This is a genomic window from Sphingobium sp. TKS (assembly GCF_001563265.1).
In the GTDB taxonomy this organism is placed as follows: Bacteria; Pseudomonadota; Alphaproteobacteria; order Sphingomonadales; family Sphingomonadaceae; genus Sphingobium.
In genome coordinates, this window is the sequence record NZ_CP005083.1 from 709979 (window position 1) to 727667 (window position 17689).

The 17689-nt window shown below is 61.1% G+C and carries 14 protein-coding genes; 8 read left to right on the forward strand and 6 right to left on the reverse strand.

The genetic code is table 11. The features are described from left to right. Window positions 1-166: 166 nt before the first annotated feature. Window positions 167-442 carry an HU family DNA-binding protein gene (locus K426_RS03685; RefSeq protein ID WP_066553901.1) on the forward strand — a complete coding sequence of 92 codons (276 nt, stop codon included), beginning with the start codon at window positions 167-169 and terminating at the stop codon, window positions 440-442. Window positions 443-484: 42 nt separating this feature from the next. Here K426_RS03685 and K426_RS03690 read toward each other — a convergent pair whose 3' ends face one another. The 5 genes from K426_RS03690 to K426_RS03710 form a co-directional block, all read right to left on the reverse strand. Continuing rightward, the gene (locus K426_RS03690) at window positions 485-1129 is read right to left on the reverse strand and encodes an antitoxin of toxin-antitoxin stability system (RefSeq protein WP_066561338.1); all 645 of its coding nucleotides are present in this window, start codon (window positions 1127-1129) and stop codon (window positions 485-487) included. Beyond that, window positions 1122-1538, reverse strand: a complete 417-nt coding sequence (locus tag K426_RS03695; protein ID WP_066553904.1) for a hypothetical protein — start codon at window positions 1536-1538, stop codon at window positions 1122-1124. The genes K426_RS03690 and K426_RS03695 overlap by 8 nt, the downstream gene beginning before the upstream one ends. Before the next feature lie 89 nt (window positions 1539-1627). Continuing rightward, entirely contained in the window at window positions 1628-1846 is a 219-nt protein-coding gene (locus K426_RS03700) for a hypothetical protein (protein ID WP_066553909.1), read from the reverse strand. 59 nt (window positions 1847-1905) lie between these two features. Beyond that, the gene (locus tag K426_RS03705; protein WP_066553912.1) at window positions 1906-4047 is read right to left on the reverse strand and encodes a ParB/RepB/Spo0J family partition protein; all 2142 of its coding nucleotides are present in this window, start codon (window positions 4045-4047) and stop codon (window positions 1906-1908) included. A 132-nt stretch (window positions 4048-4179) separates the two neighbouring features. Next, entirely contained in the window at window positions 4180-5373 is a 1194-nt protein-coding gene (locus tag K426_RS03710) for a hypothetical protein (protein WP_066553916.1), read from the reverse strand. A gap of 226 nt (window positions 5374-5599) precedes the next feature. Here K426_RS03710 and K426_RS03715 point away from each other — a divergent pair, with 226 nt between their 5' ends. The 7 genes from K426_RS03715 to K426_RS03745 all read left to right on the forward strand — a co-directional run bounded on the left by K426_RS03715 (window position 5600) and on the right by K426_RS03745 (window position 15952). Further along, window positions 5600-8353, forward strand: a complete 2754-nt coding sequence (locus tag K426_RS03715; protein ID WP_066553919.1) for a class I SAM-dependent DNA methyltransferase — start codon at window positions 5600-5602, stop codon at window positions 8351-8353. Between the two features lie 64 nt (window positions 8354-8417). Beyond that, window positions 8418-8696: a type II toxin-antitoxin system RelB/DinJ family antitoxin gene (locus tag K426_RS03720; protein ID WP_237229931.1), complete on the forward strand. Its 279-nt coding sequence runs from the start codon at window positions 8418-8420 to the stop codon at window positions 8694-8696. Further along, window positions 8680-9000: a type II toxin-antitoxin system RelE/ParE family toxin gene (locus tag K426_RS03725; RefSeq protein WP_066553922.1), complete on the forward strand. Its 321-nt coding sequence runs from the start codon at window positions 8680-8682 to the stop codon at window positions 8998-9000. Before K426_RS03720 ends, K426_RS03725 begins: the two co-directional genes overlap by 17 nt. Then, window positions 8997-11063 carry a DEAD/DEAH box helicase gene (locus K426_RS03730; protein ID WP_066553927.1) on the forward strand — a complete coding sequence of 689 codons (2067 nt, stop codon included), beginning with the start codon at window positions 8997-8999 and terminating at the stop codon, window positions 11061-11063. Before K426_RS03725 ends, K426_RS03730 begins: the two co-directional genes overlap by 4 nt. After that, on the forward strand, window positions 11056-12252 hold the full coding sequence (locus K426_RS03735; RefSeq protein WP_066553930.1) for a GIY-YIG nuclease family protein: 1197 nt from the start codon (window positions 11056-11058) through the stop codon (window positions 12250-12252). The genes K426_RS03730 and K426_RS03735 overlap by 8 nt, the downstream gene beginning before the upstream one ends. A gap of 105 nt (window positions 12253-12357) precedes the next feature. Further along, the gene (locus tag K426_RS03740; protein WP_066553933.1) at window positions 12358-14175 is read left to right on the forward strand and encodes an ATP-dependent nuclease; all 1818 of its coding nucleotides are present in this window, start codon (window positions 12358-12360) and stop codon (window positions 14173-14175) included. Then, on the forward strand, window positions 14162-15952 hold the full coding sequence (locus K426_RS03745) for an ATP-dependent helicase (RefSeq protein ID WP_197672758.1): 1791 nt from the start codon (window positions 14162-14164) through the stop codon (window positions 15950-15952). Before K426_RS03740 ends, K426_RS03745 begins: the two co-directional genes overlap by 14 nt. Before the next feature lie 43 nt (window positions 15953-15995). On the opposite strand, the gene K426_RS03750 is transcribed toward K426_RS03745, so the two are convergent. Next, on the reverse strand, window positions 15996-17591 hold the full coding sequence (locus K426_RS03750) for a hypothetical protein (protein WP_066553938.1): 1596 nt from the start codon (window positions 17589-17591) through the stop codon (window positions 15996-15998). Window positions 17592-17689 lie beyond the last annotated feature (98 nt).

Sequence of the window (17689 nt, forward strand, 5' to 3'; positions counted from 1 at the left end):
GGAAGGAACGAGCCCCGCGCGACGCTCTCTCTCAGCCGCGCTGGCCTCATCCCGTCCCGGCAGACCTCTCCCTCTCCAGAGCATTTCGCACATATCAATTCATGGATTTGGACCGGTTTTGCGGCTAACCGGGCGACCTCATCAATTCACGAAAGAAGCTTTCACCATGAATAATAGTGAACTTGCCGACGCCCTTGCCGCTTCGAATGGCCTGACCAAGGCCGATGCGCGTAAGCTGGTCGATGGCGTTTTTGCCGCGGTTGCCGATGCCGCAGCAAGGGGCGACGAAATCGCGATCAACGGCTTCGGCAAGTTCAAGATCAAGGACACGCCCGCTCGCGAAGGTCGTAACCCTTCGACTGGCGCGACCATCCAGATCGCTGCATCCAAGAAGCTGACCTTCGCGCCGGCGAAGGCCATCAAGGACAAGCTGAACGGCTAAGGTGGTGATCAGCGCCCTGTCTGTGCGGGGCGCTGATCCCCGTCAGCCGAACCGACGACCGGCTTCCGTGAAGGTATAGGCGTTGGCGGTGATCGCCTGATCGACGCATTCGTCAGACGACTGATATTCATACTCGCGCTCCAATTGGCAGTAGAGCCAGCGCGCCAGATCGCGCAGTGCTTCAATCACGACGCCTTCGGCCTCGGCCGTCATGTCCTGGCCGGTTGGACTCTCGCGTTCGACCGCGATTTCCATGCAATACTCGTGATAATAGTGGCCGCGGTGACGGGCCTGCGCGTGAAGCTGATAGAAATTGCGTCCCTGCACCGTTTGCAAAGCATCGGCGAGGTCGTGGAGCGCCGTGTCCTTGGGTGCATATGCGCGGATCTTGGCCGATGCGCCGCGCGCATAGGCGTAACGCCCTTCGAAGCAGGCACCGTCGCCCTGGCTCCAGAAGCCACGGAAATGGATGCACGGCTCCTGCCGCGAACCGCCGCTCAGGAGGCGAATGGTGCGAGTCTCGAGCGTGATGCCCAGGATCGTGCAGATCCGCACGAAATCGGCATAGACGGCGTCGTACCAGTCATGGTCGAAGCCGCCTTCGCGAAACCAGGCACGGGCTTTGTCCTTCGCCGCCTCGTCCAATTCGGCCAGCTGATAGACGATGGTTTCGATGATCTCAGGCATCGCCGTCGCCCCCATCGAGAACAGACGCGAGCCACCCGTCGGTATAAGTCCAGGCGATGGTTTCGCGGGTCGCAAGGTCAAGGACATGGGCGCCGCCGCCGAATCCGTCGAGTCGCGGCTTCGAGCAGGTGTTGGCGTATTGGAAGCCCCACCGGCCAGTAAGCTGGAACTGTTCGGAGCAGCGCAGCACGAACTGGATGACGCGCTCCGGGTCGCCGGTCACGTCGTCACGCATCCATAGCGCTGTTCCGCCATGCTCGGGCTGGATCGAGAGGAGAAAGCCATCAGAGGGTGGCTCTTCCGAGGCGCCTTCCTCGGAAAGGGCTTTGTAGAGCGCGAGTGCGCGGGCGGCATTTTCAGGCGTGCCGACGTCGAGTAGGCACGAGAAATGGGTGAAATAGTCGGCCATTTGGGGGCTCCGGACGAAAATGCCCGGTCCTGCGCAGCGCTGCTGCACAGTGATGACCGGGCCTAGGTGAGAAGAAATGTGGAGTGGAATCAGTACCCGAACTGCCATGATGGCCAGTCCTGGCCGTCGTCGGCGGCAGCGAGGGCCGCCGGCAGCAGGTCTGCGTCGCCCTCGACGAGGATCGGATCGTGAACCGGCGTTTCGTCGATCACCGTGACACAGGTGACGATGCCGTCTTCGACTTCGACGTGGACGGGCACGAGGTACTGGAAGACCACGCGGCCAGTCAGCATGGACAAATCGGCCATGGCGCATTCCCTTCGAAAAGGACGCGGAGAGCGGGCTTCCCGCCCTCCGCGCATGGCGATCATTCGGCGGCGATCGAGGTGAACTCTTCGTCCTCGCTTTCCCCGGGCTCCTCATCGTCACCCTCATCGGTGAGGAATGCGGGAAGCGTTGCTTCGCCCTCATCCTGATCGACAAGGTCGGCGCCGGACACGCCATCGGGGTCGGCAAGCCGCAGCGGCTCGGGCAACCAGCCAGAATCCGCGAGCAGGCGTTCGGCCTCCTTCGCCATGTCGCCCTTCTTCATGTGATCGATGAGCTGGGCTGCGCGCTCGCCAGCACCCTCGCGCACGGCTTCGAGAATACGGGTCTTGGTCACGCGGCCGAGATAGTTGCCGACAGTCGGCCGCCAGCCAACCTGCACCATGTCCAGACCGGTCTCCCGCGCGAGGCGGTCGGCTTGGTCGAAGCGCAATTGCAGACCGTACTCGCTGACGCCCGAGCCGCTGTAGGGATTAGGCCGCTCGTAAAGCGCGTTGACGCCGTAGCTCACGCAGTGGGCGAGAAGTGCCAGACGGTTCTCCTCGTCAAGCCCGGTCAGCCAATCCCACAGCGCCGTGTCATCGGCAGGGATGCGGCTTTTCCAGTGCTCGTTGCGTTCGTCGACCGACTTGACCGACATGCTGTCACCCAGCTCCTCAGCCTGGGCCGGGAAGAAGATGTGCCGGACCTGCGCCTCAAGAACGCCGCTCATCGCGCGGTGGTGGAAGGCATCCGAGACGAGCTTGTGGAGCAACGCGGTCATCGCGATCCGGGGATTCTGGGCAACCGCATCGCGCAAGGCCAGAGTGCGGTGGGCAGTCAGCTCGGTCACCAGGCGTTCGGGCAGCGGCTTGATGCCGTCGTCCTCTTCTTCCTCAGCGGGGACAGGCTGGCCCCCCATGGTGACGACGACGGGTCGGATAGCCTGAGCCAGCGACGGCTCGCTGAGGCCAGCTTCGCCGGTTTCATTTCCATCGTCGTCGGATGCGATGGCTGCCTCATCCTCGGGACGGACATAACCGCGGTCGCAGATGAGCGATCCATCTGAGTCGATGGTGACGAATACGCCCGCGATCGCGATTTCGGCGGGATCGTAATGCATGGGACGGTTGTCCAGCGCCTCCAAGGCCGCCTCGATCTCGCCGAGCCGCTGATCGATTTCGTCCGGCAGCTCGTCGGCGTCCTCATACTGCTCGGTCAGGCGATCGAGTTCGGCCTGCAATCCCGCGCGGGTCGCCTGCTCTTCCTTGGTCATGTCGAGCGGCGTGCCGACGATCTCGCGCATCCCGTGGCTGACGCCGTAGGGAGCGCTGAGGCTTGCCTCGACCCACTTCCATCCCTCCGTGCCGATCTGGTCAGCCTCGGTGCGGAGCTTTTCGGCGACAAGCCGGTCGAGCAGGCTCACATCCTGAAGCCAACCGCCATCGTCGGACTGGAAGAGATCGCGCAGCACGATGCCGCCGGCCGCTTCGTAGACGTCCGACCCCACGAACAGCGCGCGCTTGTCGGAAGCCCGGACGGTGGTTTCGGTGAGCATGCGGCGGATCTGCCAGGGCTCATTCTGCCAGCTGTCGCGGATCGCCTCCCAGACCTGCTCCTGCCGTGCGTGATCCTCCGAGACGGTGAAGGCCATCAGCTGTTCGAGGGTCATGCCGTCCTCGGCATAGACCTCGAGCAAACTGGGGGCGGCGGCCGCGAGGCGCAGGCGCTGCTTCACGACGTTGACGCCGACGAAGAAGGCCGCCGCGATGGCCTCTTCGGTCATGCCCTTGTCTCGCATGGCCTGGAAGGCGCGGAATTGGTCGAGGGGGTGGAGCGGTGCGCGTTCGATGTTCTCGACCAGCGAGACTTCGTCGACGAGGATGCCGCTGGCGGCATCGCCGACAACGCAGGGCACCGGCGTGGTGCGAGCGAGGCGCTTCTGCTTGGCGAGGAGTTCGAGCGCACGATAGCGACGCCCGCCGGCCGGCACCTCGAACATACCGGTTTCGACGCCATCTGCGTCCAGCACCGGCCGGACATGCAGCGACTGGATGAGGCCGCGCCGGGCGATGGACTCGGCCAGTTCGTCGACCGAAACGCCGGCCTTCACGCGCCGGACGTTGGACTGGCTGAGGACCAGTTTGTTGAAGGGGATGTCGCGCGACGACGACAGGGTGATCTTCTGGGCAGCAGTTGCCATGGTTGTTACTCCGCGACGGGCCGTCCGAGAGCCTCTCTCTCGAAACCTCGACCCGTCACGAAGCGAAGCGCCGCCCTCTTCCTTTCGGAGGGGCAGCGCAACGCAGGGGAAAACAGGACCTTTCCGCTGGGGTCAGTGAACCCGGTCGAGCAGCTTCTTGGCCTTGCCTTCCATGTCGAGGCGGGCGTCCTGGTGGGACTTGTCGCGAGCCAGCGCGGTGATGCCCTGGACGAAATCGAAGATCGATTCAGGCGGCCGACCTTCCTCGGCGAGTACGGTCTCGATGATCCTGCCCGTCTCGGCTTTGGAAAATCCGCGCTTACGAAGGAAATCACTGCGATCCTCATCGGTGCGGGCAACGATGCGCTCGCGGGCGGCCTTGATGCCGTTCACGAAGGGCAACGGCGAGGAGTTGGCGAAGCCCTCCAGGGCCGGGGCCGCCTCATGGGCGAAGCGGTTGGCGGCATATTTGCTGTGGCGGATGGTGATTTCCTCGAAATCCTCGACGCCCCAGAGGTTCCGGTTCTGGCAGACCGCGCGCAGGTAGAAGCTCGCCATGCCCAGCGTCTTGGCACCGACCTCGGAGTTCCAGCAGTAGAAGCCCCGGAAGTAGAGGTCCGGCGATCCATCGGGCAGTCGTCCTGCCTCGATCGGGTTGAGGTCATCGACCAGAAACAGGAACACGTCGCGGTCCGAGGCATAGAGGGTGGTCGTGTCGCGGGTGATGTCGACACGCGGGTTGTAGATGCCGGTCGACCAGTCGAGCACGCCGGGAACCTTCCAGCGGGTATCGCCCGTGCCGTTGCCGGCGATTTTCTGCACGGCTTCGACGAGTTCATGGTCGTAGATCCGGCCATAGTCAGGCCCCGTCACCGCGCGCAGTTCCACTCGGCCGTTGCCGGTCTCCAACGTCTTGATCTGCTCGGCGCGATGCGAGGACAGACCGTATTGCAGATTGATCGCGGCCAGCGGTGCGGGAAGCTGGCGCAGGTAGGCAGCGGGTGCCCCGACCTGGCTCGCCAACTGGCCAAAGCTCCAGTGGGTCGGGACGACGGGCGCATCGGAGCCGGGCAGGATCAGCGCCAGACGCTCGGGATCGTTGCGGTTCGCCTCGACGTGGATGAGGGCGGTTTCGACAACACGGGTCCGGCTGCGCTCGGAGCGGCCGCGCACCGAACGGGCCAGATCGCCCAGCGAGAGGTACCGCTCATCGTCGGGCCGCGAGAACCATTCGGACGAGACGCGACCGATGCGTTCGCCGCGTGTGACATCGACCTTGTAACCGCCGCGTGCATCGGGGCGGGCATCGAGAACCTGCATGTTCATGGGAAATCTCCATGACGGGCGCCGAAAGACTCTCTCTCAGGCCTCAACCCGTCACGAAAATCCCTCCACACTCTCCCTCTTCCCCGGGGCGTTGCGGGGTGTCCCCGCACAAGGGGTCGGCAGAGACCTCGGCTCGGCCGCAGGGGACGCTTTCCCCTCTTGCCGGACTTCTGATCGGCGATCTCGCAACTTGCGACATGCCCATCCCCCGGCCTAGTGTCAGCCCATGAACGCAGTCGAGATCGAACAAGCCATTTCCGAATTGGCCGCGCAGCCTTTTGATCGCGCGGAGTTTCCCTATGCCTTCCTCGAAGCCTTCGGGAACAAGGCTACCACGATCAAGAAGCTGCGGCAGGGCGCGTCCAACGGGTCCGACGTGCCCGGCGGCGTGCTTCAGCGCAGCAATATCCACATCGCCACATGCGAAGCCGGCGCGGCCGACGTTACGCTCACCGCGCTGCGGCAGAGCGCGAAGACGGTGGCGGCCAAGGCCAAGTTCATCCTTGCCACCGATGGCGATCAGTTCCTGGCTGAAGACCTGGCCAGCGGCGAAATCGTGTCCTGCGCCTATGTCGATTTCCCGGATCATTTCGGCGTGTTCCTGCCGCTGGCGGGCATCACCACAGTCAAGCAGATCCGCGAGAGCACGTTTGATATCCGGGCGACGAGCCGGCTCAACAAGCTCTATGTCGAGCTGCTGAAGGACAATCCGGACTGGGCGAGCGCCGAGCGGCGACCGGACATGAACCACTTCATGGCGCGGCTGATCTTCTGCTTCTTTGCTGAAGATACCGACATCTTCCACGGCGATGGCCTGTTCACCAAGACGGTGGAGCAGATCAGCGCGCGCGATTCGTCCGACACGCACCATGTGATCAGCGAAGTGTTCCGGGCGATGGACACCAAGCTGGCCGACCGGGCCGGGGCGAACATCCCGCGCTATGCCAACGGCTTTCCCTATGTGAACGGACAGTTGTTTTCGGGCAGCACGGAAACCCCGCGGTTCAGCCGGATCGCGCGGTCCTATCTGGTCAACATCGGCAACCTCAACTGGAAGAAGATCAACCCCGACATCTTCGGTAGCATGATCCAGGCGGTGGCCGATGATGAGGAGCGCGGCGCGCTCGGCATGCATTACACCAGCGTGCCGAACATCCTGAAGGTGCTGAACCCGCTGTTTCTCGACGACCTGCGCGAGAAGCTGGCCGAGGCAGGCGACAACGCGCGCAAGCTGCTGAACCTGCGCCAGCGCATGGCGAAGATCCGGGTCTTCGATCCGGCCTGCGGATCGGGCAATTTCCTCGTCATCGCCTACAAGCAGATGCGGGAGATCGAATGGGAGATCAACAAGCTGCGCAGCGAGTCGGACCGGCGCAGCGACATCCCGCTGACCAATTTTCGCGGAATCGAACTGCGCGATTTCCCGGCGGAGATCGCCCGTCTGGCGCTGATTATCGCCGAATATCAGTGCGACGTGCTCTATCGCGGGCAGCAGGAAGCGCTGGCCGAATTCCTGCCGCTGGACAGCCAGAACTGGATCACTTGCGGCAATGCCCTGCGGCTCGACTGGCTGAGCATTTGCCCGCCGACCGGGACGGGCGTGCGGGTGCAGGCCGATGATCTGTTCGGCACGCCAGTCGACCAATCCGAGATCGACTTCACCAATGAAGGCGGCGACACCTATATTTGCGGAAATCCACCTTACAAAGGTAGCCAAACCCAAACATCGGAACAGAAGGACGACCTTGCCAAAGTCTTTGATCCTTATGGCATATCCTCCAAGCAGATAGATTATGTAGGCGGATGGTTCATGAAGGCGGCAGCTTTTGCTCAACACACCGCTGCCGACGCAGCATTCGTCAGCACCAACTCAGTATGCCAGGGTCGAATTGTGCCTTTGCTATGGCCCCGGATATTTGAAACGGGCGCTCATATTCATTTTGCTCACACGTCGTTCAAGTGGGCGAACCTTGCCAGCCACAATGCCGGTGTAACCGTCGCCATTGTTGGAATTTCACAATCCAATTCGGGCAAACGGCGCCTCTTTGACCTTGGTGCTGACGGCGAAACGACCGTCCGGGATGCCGCTAATATTACCCCATATCTGACCATCGGCGACAACGTCATAATATCGGGTCAGCGAACTAGCGTCGCCGATTTGCCGAACATGTCGTTTGGCAATATGCCAATTGATGGCGGAAATCTGCTTATGACAGCCGACGAACTTGCCGGGTTGGGGCTGACTGCGAACGATAAAAACACCTTCGTGCGACGGATCTACGGCTCAGCTGAATTTATCCGAGGCATTGCACGGTATTGCCTTTGGATCTCGGATGACCGTCTTGGCGATGCAGTGAAAATTGACGCGATCAGAGGCCGCATCGACGGCGTCGAAGCCATGCGGCTTGCCAGCAAAGATGCAGGCACGCGCGAGATGGCTCGTAACCCACATCAATTCAGGGAAATGTATGCCGGAAAGCGGCATACGCTTATTCTTCCGGGTGTTTCGTCAGAAAGCCGCGAATATCTCCCGGTCGGCCTTCTTGATAGCCGCTCCGTTGTCAGCAACCTCGCATTTGCGCTCTACGACGCCCAGCTTTGGAACATGGCGCTTATAGCCTCCCGCCTGCACCTTGTTTGGATCGCGACGGTATGCGGAAAGCTGAAAACTGATTTCCGCTACTCAAACACCCTTGGCTGGAACACCTTCCCGGTCCCCAAGCTGACCGAGCAGAACAAGGCCGACCTCACCCGCTGCGCCGAAGACATCCTCCTCGCCCGCGAGGCGCATTTCCCGGCAACCATCGCCGATCTCTACGATCCCGAGAAAATGCCCGAAAATCTCCGCCATGCGCATGAGCGCAACGATGAGGTGCTGGAGCGCATCTACATCGGCCGCCGCTTCAAGAACGACACCGAACGGCTCGAAAAGCTGTTCGAACTCTACACGCGGATGACCAGCGCCAAGGCAGCGGCCTGACCGGCGCACGATTGACTTTCGGGGCAATTGGCGTATCTCTCATATGAGATACAGGAGGCTCCGCATGAACGCTCCCAGTTCCATGCTCCATGTCCGCTTGGACAACGAATTGAAGGCGAGAGCCACCGAGGCGCTGGCGGCGATGGGGCTGACGGCTTCCGATGCCGTGCGCCTGCTGTTCCACCGCATCGCGGTCGATCAGGCGTTCCCGCTGGAACTGAAGGTGCCCAACGCCGAAACCCGCGCCGCGCTGGAAGAGGTGGCACAGATGAAGGCAGATCGGCGCGTCCGCTTTGCCAATGCTGATGAGATGTTCGCGGCGCTCGATGGCAAAGCCCAGTAAGCGCGCCGTCACGCCGCGCGCGGCCGAGTACGCCAAGGCCTTTCACAAGGATTGGGAACGCCTGTCGCGCTCCGGACGGTTTGACATGGCCCAGCTCAAGGAAGCGATGCTCCTGCTGATCGCCAATGACGCGCCGCTCGGCCCAGAGTGGCGCGATCATGCGCTGAAAGGCGATTGGCAGGGGAGCCGGGAATGCCACATCGGCGGCGATTTCCTGCTGATCTATGACGTTGACGACGCTGCGGGGAAAAGTGGGACCATCTACTTCGTCCGTGCGGGCACCCACAGTGAGCTGTTCAAATGACCGCAAACGACAAAATCATCCCCGCCGTATCGTTCACCACGGCGCGCACCGGCGTTTCGGCCAAGGCGGACGAGCTGGGCATGCGGCCGATGCAGGCGCGTGCCTATGAAAAGCGGGGCGAGCAATATCTGCTGATCAAATCGCCGCCGGCATCGGGCAAAAGCCGGGCGCTGATGTTCGTGGCGCTCGACAAGCTGACCAACCAGGGCGTGCGCCAGGCGATCATCTGCGTACCCGAACGCTCGATCGGCGCGAGCTTTGGCAGCGAGCCGCTGAGCAAGTACGGCTTCTACGCCGACTGGGTGGTCGCCCCGCAATGGAACCTGTGCAACACGCCCGGCGCCGACGACCCGAAGGTTGCCAAGTCCAAGGTCAAGGCCGTCGGCGAGTTCCTCGCCAGCGACGCCAAGGTGTTGGTCTGCACCCATGCGACATTCCGCTTTGCCTTCGATGAACTGGGCGTCGAGGCCTTCGACAACCGCCTGGTGGCGATCGACGAGTTCCACCATGTTTCCGCCGACGCCGGCAACCGACTCGGTGCACAACTTGCGCAGCTGATCGGGCGGGACAAGGCGCATATCGTGGCGATGACCGGCAGCTATTTCCGGGGCGATGCAATTCCCGTGCTGGCGCCCGAGGACGAGACCCGGTTCGAGACCGTCACCTACACCTATTACGAGCAGCTCAACGGGTACGAGTACCTCAAGGTGCTCGACATCGGCTACAGCTTCTACACCGGGCCCTATACTGAGAAGATCTCGGCGCTGCTCGATCCGACGGTTAAGACCATCGTCCACATTCCTTCGGTCAATTCGAAGGAAAGCCTCAAGGACAAGCACCGCGAGGCCGAGGACATCATGAACCACCTCGGCGACTGGCAGGGCGTCGATCCCGAAACGGGTTTCCACCTGATCCGCGCTGCTGGGGGCAAGGTGATCAAGGTGGCCGATCTGGTCGATGATGATGCCGCCAAGCGGGACCGGGTGGTCTCGGCGCTCAAGTCGCACAAGGGACGCGAAGACCGCGATTTCGTGGACGTGATCATCGCGCTCGGCATGGCGAAGGAAGGCTTCGACTGGATCTGGTGCGAACATGCGCTGACTGTCGGCTATCGTTCAAGCCTGACCGAGATCATCCAGATCATCGGCCGCGCCACTCGCGATGCGCCGGGCAAGACGCGGGCACGCTTCACCAATCTGATCGCGGAACCGGCAGCGGACGATCCGCTCGTGGTCGACGCCATCAACGATTACCTCAAGGCCATCGCCGCCAGCCTGCTGATGGAGCAGGTGCTGGCGCCGCGCTTTGATTTCACGCCCAAGGATGCCGGCCCCAAGCCGGGCTTCGATTACGGCGAGGCCGGCTACAAGGAAGGCGCGCTCAACATCGGCGTCAACCCGCAAGGGCAGATGCATTTCGAGATCAAGGGCCTGAAGCTGCCGACCAGCATCGAGGCGACGCGCATTTGCCGCGAAGACCTCAACGAGGTGATCGCCAGCTTCGTGCAGGACAAGGCCGCGCTGGAACGCGGAATGTTCGACCCCGAGGTGGTGCCGGAGGAACTGACCCAGCTGAAAATGGGCAAGATCATCCGCGAGAAATATCCTGAACTGAGCGATGAGGACCAGGAGGCGGTGCGCCAGCATGCGGTCGCGGCCATGACGCTGACCCAGCAGGCCAAGGCCGCCATTACCGGCATCGATGCCGATGGCGACCTCAAGGCCAGCACGGCCTTCATCGACGGTGTGCGCAAGTTCGCGCTCAGCGTGACCGACCTCGACATCGACCTCATCGACCGGGTCAATCCGTTCAGCGCGACTTATGCCGTGCTGGCCAAGGCGATGGATGAGAAGACGCTGTTGCAGGTCCAGGCGGTAATCAACGCCAAGAAGGACAAGCTGACCTACGAGGATGCCCGTGCGCTGGCCGAACGCGCACTGGAATTCAAGCGCGAGCGGGGCCGGCTGCCGTCGCTGACCTCGCAGGACGCCTGGGAGCGCAAGATGGCTGAAGGGGTCGCGTTCCTTCAGCGCCATGCCACGAAGGCAGCCGCCGATGGCTGAACTGAGCGACCTCGAACTGCTGGCAGAACTGGGCGTCGAGACGGCGGTGGAGCCCGCGCGCTCGCTGACTCCGTTGCAGGAACGCATCATCGCCGGGTTCGAGGATATCCAGCGGTTCGTGGCCGAACATCGCCGGCTGCCGCAGCACGGCGTAGACCGCGATATTTTCGAACGCCTCTATGCCGTGCGCCTGGATCGCCTGCGCGCTCAACCCGACGTTCGCGAGCTGCTGGCGGCACTGGATACGGGCGGCATCCTCGACAGCGCCACTGTTGTCGGCGCTGAAGCTGTAAATCTCGATGACACGGCATTGCTGGCCGAACTCGGCGTCGAGTCCGGTTCCGGCGATGACATTTCCCAACTTCGCCACGTCGCCCCACGGGCCGAGAAGCGAGCCGCCGAAGAAATCGCCAATCGCGAGAAGTGCGAAGATTTCGACACGTTCAAGCCGCTGTTCGAACGTGTTCAGGCAGATCTCGCATCGGGTAACCGTCAGGCAAAGGTGCTCGAACAAACCGAGGTGACGCTAGCCGAGATCCAGCCCGGCAATTTTTTCATCGTCGGCGGCCAGCTGGCCTATGTCGCCGCGTCAACTGACGAGTTCGTGACGCAGTACGAGCGCAAGGATCGCCGGGTCCGGGTGATCTACGACAACGCCACCGAAGCCAGCGTCCTGTCCCGATCCTTCCAGAAGGCGCTCTACCGCGACGAAACAGCGCGCCGGATCACCGAGCAGAGCGCGGGGCCGCTGTTTGGCGATACCGCCGAGCCCGATGATCTCGCCAGCGGGACCATCTACGTCCTGCGCAGCAAGTCAGCTCATCCCTATGTCGACGAGCATCGGAACCTGATCCACAAAATTGGCGTGACCGGGCAGCCGGTTGCGAGCCGGATTGCCAATGCCCGCAATGACCCTACCTTCCTGCTAGCCGATGTCGAGGTTGTTGCGGAATATCGGCTCTACAACATCAACCGGACCAAGCTGGAAAACCTGATCCATCGCGCGCTTGGCCCGGCAAGGCTCGACCTTTCTGCCGGCGACCGTTTCGGCAAGACCGTCCAACCTCGCGAATGGTTTCTGGCACCGCTCAGCGCGATCGATGAACTTGTAGCAAAGATTAGCGATGGCAGCGTTACGGGATACCGATACGACCTCACCCAAGCTCGCTTTGTGCGAGACTGTGAATGATGGTCGATCATTAATTGGCGAACGCGAAGTTTCAAGAAGCAGATTGGTGTGCCCTACGTCTCTTTTGAGGCATAATATCGGGCCTTTGAAGATGGATCAGGCGCCATGTATCTTTCGCGAATAAGGATTCAGAATTTCCGTAACTTCCAGGATCTCGATGTCGCTTTGGGTGGTAACGTCGTCATCGTCGGGGAGAACCGGGTCGGGAAGAGCAATCTGCTTTTTGGTCTGCGACTGATCTTTGACCCTTCACTACCAGATAGCAGCAGGCAGCTCGGTCTTTCCGATTTCTGGGATGGCCTAGCCGCAGTCGATGCCAACACGACAATCACCATTTCCGTAGAGATCAAGGATTTCGAGGATGACCCCGACGTCCTTGCCGTACTCACTGATTTCCGTCTCGACGACGATCCCGACACAATCCGCCTGACTTATCTGCTTCGCGCCCAGCCCGGTTTGGGGCACCCGCCAGTGAGCGACGATGACTTCTCTTTCGTCTGCTTCGGCGGGGAAAGCGAGGCTAAGCGGTTCGGGCACGACTTGCGCCGTCGCATCACCATGGACCTGTTGCCGGCGCTGCGCGATGCCGAAGGTGATCTTGCTACATGGCGCCGCTCGCCGCTCCGACCGCTGGTCGAAGACGCCTTCGTCTCGATCGACATGGCGGAGCTCAAGGAGATCGGCGATAAGATCGCTGAGGCTAGCAAGGCTGCAATCGAATTCGATGAGGTAAAAGCGCTCGAGACCAAGATTGGGGAATTATTTGTCGCGATGGCCGGCCCCAAGCAGAACGTGCAGCCTTCACTCGGATTTTCCGCTACTGACGCAACCCGCATCAATCGTCAGATTCGGCTGCTGATCGATGAAGGCCGGCGCGGTGTCGCTGATGCCAGTTTGGGGTCCGCCAATCTCATTTTCCTTACCCTGAAACTGCTCGACCTCCAGCGGCTGATCGAGAACAATAAGCGCGATCATTCGCTGCTCGCCATAGAGGAACCCGAAGCGCACCTCCATCCGCACCTCCAGCGCTTGGTCTATAAGCATCTGTTCGAGACGATCGTCGATGGCGATGCGGACCAGGATGAAGACGGCGACGGTGCTGGGCCCTTGTCAGTGATCCTCACTACGCATTCACCGCATATCGCCAGCGTCGCGCCGCTGGAATCGCTGCTCCTTCTGCGCAGTCAAGATGGCGAGGGCACAAAAGGCTATTCCACGGCATCTGCCGATTTCAGCGAAAGCGAGACCGATGATCTGTCCCGCTATCTTGATGTCACTCGTGCTGAGATGGTGTTCGCCCGCGGCGTCCTTTTGGTAGAGGGCGATGCCGAACGCTTTCTCATTCCAGCCTTTGCCAGTGACATGAACATCTCCCTCGACGAGTATGGCGTGTCGGTCTGTTCGGTCGCGGGAACTAATTTCCAGCCTTATGTAAAGCTGCTGTGCGCGCTCGGCCTCCCCTTTGCCGTCATCACCGACTGCGACTGGGTCGACGAGAAGCCGCGCGCCTATAATCGGGCGCTCAAACTTATCGACACCATTGATCGAGCCCGAGGCGGCGCCGACACAAATGCTTTGATTAAGGGCATCAAAGACTTGGAGACGTGGGAAGATTCTTTCGTGGAATGCAAGGCATTCGGCATTTTCGTGAACTCGGGTACGCTTGAGACTGAGCTCTTCGAAGGAAACTATGCCAAGGAGATGATCGAAACGCTGCGCGAGCATAACTTCGGCCAGAAGCGCATGGCCCTGCTCGACGCTTGGGAGGCCGATCCCAAATCCTATAATTCCGACGAGATGCTCAAGATGATCGAGCAGTTGGGCAAGGGACGCTATGCTCAGCGCCTCGCCACACGCGTACCGGGCAAGCTCGTCCCCGATTACATCGCCGATGCAATCAACCATGTAATTGACCTTGTCTGACCGAGCGCTCTATCTGCGGGCAGCAGAAGATCTGCGGCCAAACGACAAACAGTGGCAGGCGTACACGTCCGCCGAGCACTGCGTGCTGCTCGCCGGCCCCGGCAGCGGCAAGACCAAGACGTTGACCGTCAAACTCGCGCGGATGCTGAGCGAGGATGTCGAAGATCCGCGCGGCATCGCCTGTATTACCTACAACAACGAATGCGCGCGTGAGTTGGAAACGCGGCTCGATGCGCTCGGGATCGCACCGGGCGGCCGTGTCTTCATCGGCACCGTACATAGTTTCTCGCTGACCCAAATCCTGTTGCCCTATTCGAAGGTGGCGGGACTGGGTCTTCCCGATGATTTTTCAGTAGCGAGCCGCCGACAGACGCGCGCCGCGCTTGAGATCGCGCATGCTAAGGTCATTAAGGGAGCGGAGAATCCACAAACCTGGGAATTTCGGCTCGGAGGGCACCGACGCCGTTTCCTCAATCGCGATGTCGAGGCGTGGAAAACGCTCGACCCGCAATTGACCAGACTCGTTGAGGCCTACGAAGCTGAACTGCGAAAAATGGGTGTCATCGACTTCGACGACATGCCGTTGCTGGCACTGCGTGCGCTTGCCGAGCACGCTTGGCTGCGCAGGGCGCTGGCCGCAAAATATCCGATCCTTGCTGTCGATGAGTACCAAGATCTTGGGCGCGCATTGCACGCGATGGTGATGGGGCTTTGCTTCAGCGCTGGCATCCGTCTGTTCGCGGTCGGGGACGTCGATCAGTCGATCTATGGGTTCACCGGCGCCAATCCCGAGCTGTTGCGCAAGCTATCGGAGAGAAAAGATGTCGAAACCGTTCGGCTCGGCCTCAACTATCGCTGCGGGTCGCAGATCGTCACCGCCTCAGAATACGCTTTGGGCGAGAAACGCGGATATAAAGTACCTGACGGTGCTCACGAAGGCACGATCTATTTCCATCCTTGCACTGGCGGATATGCTGGGCAGGCGCGCTATCTCATCGAGCAGTTAATCCCTGAAATCCGTGCGCGCCGACCCAACCTCAATCTCGGCGAGATCGCCGTGCTGTACCCGGCTGCCTTCATCGGCAATGAAGTAGCCTCAGTAGCGGCAGATAATGGCTATGCGGTCATCCGCACCGACGGCAACGCGCTCTACCCACGCGGCAGTCGCCTTATGCGCTGGCTGGAGCAGTGCGCGATGTGGTGTTGTGGCGGCTGGCGATCGGGTCAGCCCAGGATCAGCCGGGTGATTGCCGAGGGCGCGCGACTCTTCCATGAGGTTCTTGGCAGCGATGATGATCGGCTCGAATTGCAGCGTTCGTTGATCGCCGCGCTTTGGTGCCGCCGCGACGACACGATTGGTTTGCGCGACTGGCTCATTGCCCTACGCGACGAGATTATTCGGCCGAATGTGGGGCAAGCGCGATCCTTGGCTGATGAGCTGGAGACTTTGAACACCTTCATAGGTCGGCTGGGCCCCATGGGCGATGTTGATGATTTTCCGCTCGGCGAGTTCGCGGGCATTGGCTCTGGGCTCGACCGTATCAATCTATCGACGTTGCATAGCGCCAAAGGACGCGAGTTCGATGCCGTTATCCTGTTCGGGATGGAAGAAGGGCGCCTGCCAAGAAACAACGCCAGCGAAACGGAAGTCCGGGAAGCACGACGGCTATTCTATGTCGGCTTCACCCGAGCACGGCACGAAATCCACCTGATGTATGCGCAAGCAAATCCCTCACGCTTCGTAAGCGAGGTCAAGAACCGACTCGAAGAAGCTTGAATTTCAATCGTTGCGGCGGCAGTAGATTTCCCGCATCGCCTGCTTAGCGATCGACCTCTGCCGCTACCTTCCAGGCTCCATCGTCCACCATTTGCTCGGACAGTCGCTGCATCACGCAGACCACTTCGACGAGGCGCACGCCGTCGATTCGGCGCATGTGCATTGTCGGACGCCGGACTGCGATCAGCTTTTGCATATCATGATCGAATCCGGTCTTTTCAACGAACACATTGCCGAACACTTCATCCCAGTTCTTTGTGCTCTGGATGATACCCGATAGTTCGCCCAGCTCAGTGTAATTGACCAGTGGCGCAAACACTTCACCGCGCGCCATCGCTGCCTTGCGGATCTGCTTCGCCTTGCCGATCAGGTTCGACGCGCGCAGCTTGAACCAGTCAGGACCGCAGTTTTCTTCGAGCTTGCGCTCGACATAGGCGCGCAGCTCCTGCTCGAACCGTCCGACCAGCGCATAGGCATCCTTGCTAGTGCCGCGTGACCGCACGGTCATCGACACTTCGCCAAGCGTCACCACCGCCACGGCGCTGGCCTCTGAGCGAAGCCCGGCAGTCAGTCCGCTCTCGATCATGATCTCGAGCGCCATACTGGGCTCCGCGACGATTAGCCCTTCATCGACCTCAGCCTCACGGTACATGCGCTTGCGCACGCGCCCGTCGCGCCAGAAACTCTCCGGCAGATCGACGCGAGTTCGCCATTCGCCGAACAGCGAATGGTAAGCATCGAGCTGGAAATGACTGCGCCGGTCAAACGCTTCGCTAATGCCGGCTAGCGCTGACATTTTAAGCTGGGTCGCCGCGAAATCTGTCTCGAACCGGGAGGTTAACCCAAGCATCGTGCTCATCTTGACCTGATCGAGCGCGGCCGAGCCGATGAAGTTCTTGGCGATCGCGCCGCGTATGTCATCGACCGCCGTGCCAAGCCCACCGCCAAGAAGCTTGGCAATCGCAGGAGTGTCGATTCGGCTAAGAGTTCTGGCCCATTGTGAGATTCGGGCAATGTCACCGAACGGTCCAGCCAACGATGCCAGAAGAGATTTCTGGACGGTGCGCTGCTGATCTTCGAATTGCTTGATGACCGAACCGATGCCACCAAGTGGGCGCATGGCTTCTTCGAGTGTCCGCTGTGCCTGACTGACAGCGAGCGCCAAGGACGGATCGATTTTGAGCGGCTGGACGCCTTGGATCGCCGCAATCACCTTCGGGTCGATCGAGGGCATGATCGCGCCGATTGAAGCGAACTTGGCCTGGTCGATAGCCAATGGCTGCATCGCTTTGAAGCTCGCGGCCAACTCCGCAGACGGCTGGAGCATCCTGCGCATTGCTTCTATTCGCGCGGTCTCGGCGGCGCCAAAGGTCGGGCCAAGCCCAAGCTCGACCTGTTTGGCCAGTTGCTGCGCAGGGGATTTTGCGTAATTGCGAGCGAGCTTTGCCGCTGGTGAATCGTAAAGCTCTCTCGCGATTTTTGCAGCCGGCGATTCCAAGTGTCCACGTGTGAGATGCTCGGTCGTGTCGTCGCGCCCGCCGCATGCGATCTCTTCTGCTATCGTTAGTGGCTCGCCGCGCACGCTTTTCGAAAGCTTGTGGGTCGGGCGCTCGCCGCTAGCACTGTCGTCGTTATCCATTGCCACCGCCCGATTGCTTACGTTTTGATCGACCCGTGTGTGCCGCCTCGTCCATCCGCAGAACCACTCAGTCAAGCGTCGCCGCCACAGGCAGGTCT